Annotated in this window: 3 protein-coding genes; all 3 read right to left on the minus strand. The window is 50.2% G+C overall.

Translation table 11 applies throughout. From position 1 onward, the window contains the following. On the minus strand, nucleotides 1-643 hold a 643-nt coding region (locus tag VE954_RS14730), incomplete at its 3' end, for a hypothetical protein (RefSeq protein WP_324954022.1). Between the two features lie 292 nt (nucleotides 644-935). Next, nucleotides 936-1,736: a metallophosphoesterase gene (locus VE954_RS14735; RefSeq protein ID WP_324954023.1), complete on the minus strand. Its 801-nt coding sequence runs from the start codon at nucleotides 1,734-1,736 to the stop codon at nucleotides 936-938. Nucleotides 1,737-1,817: 81 nt separating this feature from the next. Further along, nucleotides 1,818-2,276, minus strand: coding sequence for a hypothetical protein (locus tag VE954_RS14740; RefSeq protein ID WP_324954026.1), 459 nt, complete (start codon nucleotides 2,274-2,276; stop codon nucleotides 1,818-1,820). Nucleotides 2,277-2,995 lie beyond the last annotated feature (719 nt).

Raw genomic sequence — 2,995 nt, forward strand, 5'->3', positions numbered from 1 at the left:
GCGCAAGCTGTTCCTGGCTCAATGAAGACTTAAGGGGCACCCTGATCATGATTTGAGTCTGAGAATCAGCGACGGGATGGACGACTTTCCATCCTCCGCTTGTACTGAATGCTTGAGGCGCTGCGGCAGCAATAATACCGCCGGCCTTGCGCAGATCCGAAGCCAAAAGCCCCAGCACAGAGTACCGAACTTCCGAAATATCGAGGTTGTCCTGGGCATTGACCTGAAGGACAAGAAACTGTCCGTCTGACCCCGTTCCGAATTGAATGTTTTGAAGCTTGATCTGGGGTGGCAGGGATTCGTAAGCAAATGTCTCGCTGTAGGTGGTGAATTCCGGGTTTTCCAGAGTCACATAGCGAATGCTCGGACTCAACACCTGATCGCCTTGAAGCGCGAAGGTATAGCTACAGGCTCCAGCTTCCTCCTGCTGCAAGCTCGTCAGGTCCACGGATTGGAAAGCTTTGCCATCACCGTATTCAAATCGCACGAGGGAACTGCAGCTGCCGAACACAACGCGGTAGCTCGCCGACTTGTCTCCGGGACGGATCCCTCGAACAGTTTGCAAGTCCAGACTCATGGCGGCCTGGAGTGGCATAGAGGTAACGATAAAGAAGACAATGCCCAAAGCAGCAAGACTGCGCATACTACTACCTGAGAGAATTTTTCAAGCGACTCATTGCTTTGGATCGGTTTTTTGAAGGAAAATACTGACTCTATTTAAGGGGTCCGAACTCAGTAAGAGTTTGTTTTAAGATTTCGATTTGACTTAAAAAAACAAAAAACAGAGCGAGTGAAACTCCAATTTTTACAATTTTGTAAGAAGTTCCAGAGTAAAGTTACAGACGCATATTCTGAATTTCTGTAAAATTTGGGCTGCGTAAAGCGCAATGATCCGTGAATCCCGACTCAGAAATAAAAGCGAAGCGGCAGGTTTTTCACGGATCCAACTCAAAAACGGCGATTTCGGGTCGGCATAGGAATCGAATATCCCAGAGCGAATTGCCAATGCCACGATTGACATAGAGGCGCGTACCTTGACGAAGATCATACCAGCCTTGCACAAACGAACCGGACCCTGGCGGGAGCCAGAGTGGTCCGAAAAAAGGCAACCGCACCTGACCACCGTGCGTATGACCAGCCAGCAGGAGTCGAGCGCGAGGATCCGTGAAGTGCCTGACGCCTTCGGGGGCATGCAGAAGTCCTATCACGCCCGCAGCGGATGGAACCTTGCTCCAGCCCTTAGCTTGATCGGGTTGACCAGCAATCTCGTCATCCATTCCAACAAGCCATAGATTTTCAGCAATGGGAACAGCTTCGTTTTGCAGCAGTTTTATGTTGGACAGACCATCCAGGACCCCTGGCAGCCTATTGTCACCCTGAGTCTTCATTTCCGACCAGTAGTCCCAGTTGCCGGGCACAACCCAGACACCCAGAGGGGCTTTCAGCTGCGAAAAGAAATCTCGAACCGACGTTGCCGAGCTTCTTTTATCGAGTGAGTCTCCCGTTATAACGATAAGGTCTGGCTTGAGGGATGCCATGGCTGCAAGAATTGTCCGGTCCAGCCGTCGTTCCACTTTGCGAAAATGCAGGTCTGATACATGAAGAATTTTTATGGGCTGCTGCAGGCCATCCCAGGCCAGGCGATGGGTCGTGATCTCGAGCCACTCGATTTCAATGAAGGCGGCATAGATAAAGACCAAGGTGCCAGTACCGAGGAGCGAAAGAAATACTCTCATCAAAAATGGCTTCATGGTTGACCTTGTGCATCTTATCAACCACGAACTGGCAGCACACGGCTGCCAGCTCTTTGGTACGTATTATTTAAACTTCGCACAGAATGAAATATTAGAGCGACCGTTGAAGACTACGGTATCCCAGCCACGACCGGCAAGAGCTTCGCAAGCACCATTACCAATCAGCGCCGATACATCACTCACATAACCTGCAGCCGTATCACCAATCTTCTTGCAGAAACGAATATTGGCTGTACCATCATAGGCAAACTCAGACCAGCCTGCACCAAACTTTGCCGTACATCCAACGGTATGGCCTGGGTAAATGCCATTGAGATCGACAACGGCAGTGGCCGGCACGGTATCGCTGACCTGCTTGCAGTAGGTAATATTCGAAACACCATCAAACGCGAATTCCGACCAACCACTTCCAAATGCTTCGCAGCTACCGTTCTGTAAAGCGGTCACGTTGGTGATAGCCTGTGAAAAAGCTGGGGCTGACAATGCAAACAGAGCGGCGGAGATTCCAACAAGCATTTTCATAGTTTTTCCTCTTAAAAAAAGTAAAACAATCCAGACTTCGTTGCTGATTCAATGACGTTACGAATATTGCAATGCCTCATAAGTTTTTTTGCGCGTGGAAAGAATCCGGAAAGCAGTGGAAGATCCTGCCATCCTGATCAAGGCTTCAAAAGCGCGACGAACAAGATTATTTTGACGCAGCATCTGCCGCAAGCGTAAGGCCATGCTTCAAGCCATCGGACCAGCCTTTGCGTCGTATCATCATAAGGGGACATGACTTGAAGCTTCTCAGGCCACTCCGCAATCTAATCCTATGTGTTGCGAGTCTCTGCCGCACGCAGGCTGCAGCCAACCTAAACCCTTGACTCTCCTCACAGCCTCAGCCTCGGATCCTGCTGCCGGGCTGATGAAAGTCAGGTTCTAAAATATCGAACGACCCGTACTGAAATCGACCCAGGTTGATGGTCGGGTATTGGGTTTTCGGATTCAATTCCGGCCATCAAGAAGTTGGCGAAAGGCCTAAGAACGATGTTACGATAGGCCCGGATTTTTTCATGACGGCAACACAGTAAGGGGACCTCGACCATGATGCGCTCAGCAAATCCAGTCCTAGGCACGGATACCTTTCGTGGCACGCTGACTCAATCACCCGCGGATCAGATGACGATTCAGGGAACAGTGAACAAGACGTTGGTGTTGCTCCTTATTCTGCTGGTGCCAGCCTATTATGTCTGGAACCT

Origin of the sequence: Oligoflexus sp. (assembly GCF_035638955.1) — a bacterium.
GTDB lineage: Bacteria > Bdellovibrionota_B > Oligoflexia > Oligoflexales > Oligoflexaceae > Oligoflexus.

What these genes read in the sequence shown, in the direction of transcription:
- VE954_RS14735 (WP_324954023.1), bottom strand. Translation starts at nt 1,736, where the DNA reads ATGAGAGTATTTCTTTCGCTCCTCGGTACTGGCACCTTGGTCTTTATC.
- VE954_RS14740 (WP_324954026.1), bottom strand. Translation starts at nt 2,276, where the DNA reads ATGAAAATGCTTGTTGGAATCTCCGCCGCTCTGTTTGCATTGTCAGCC.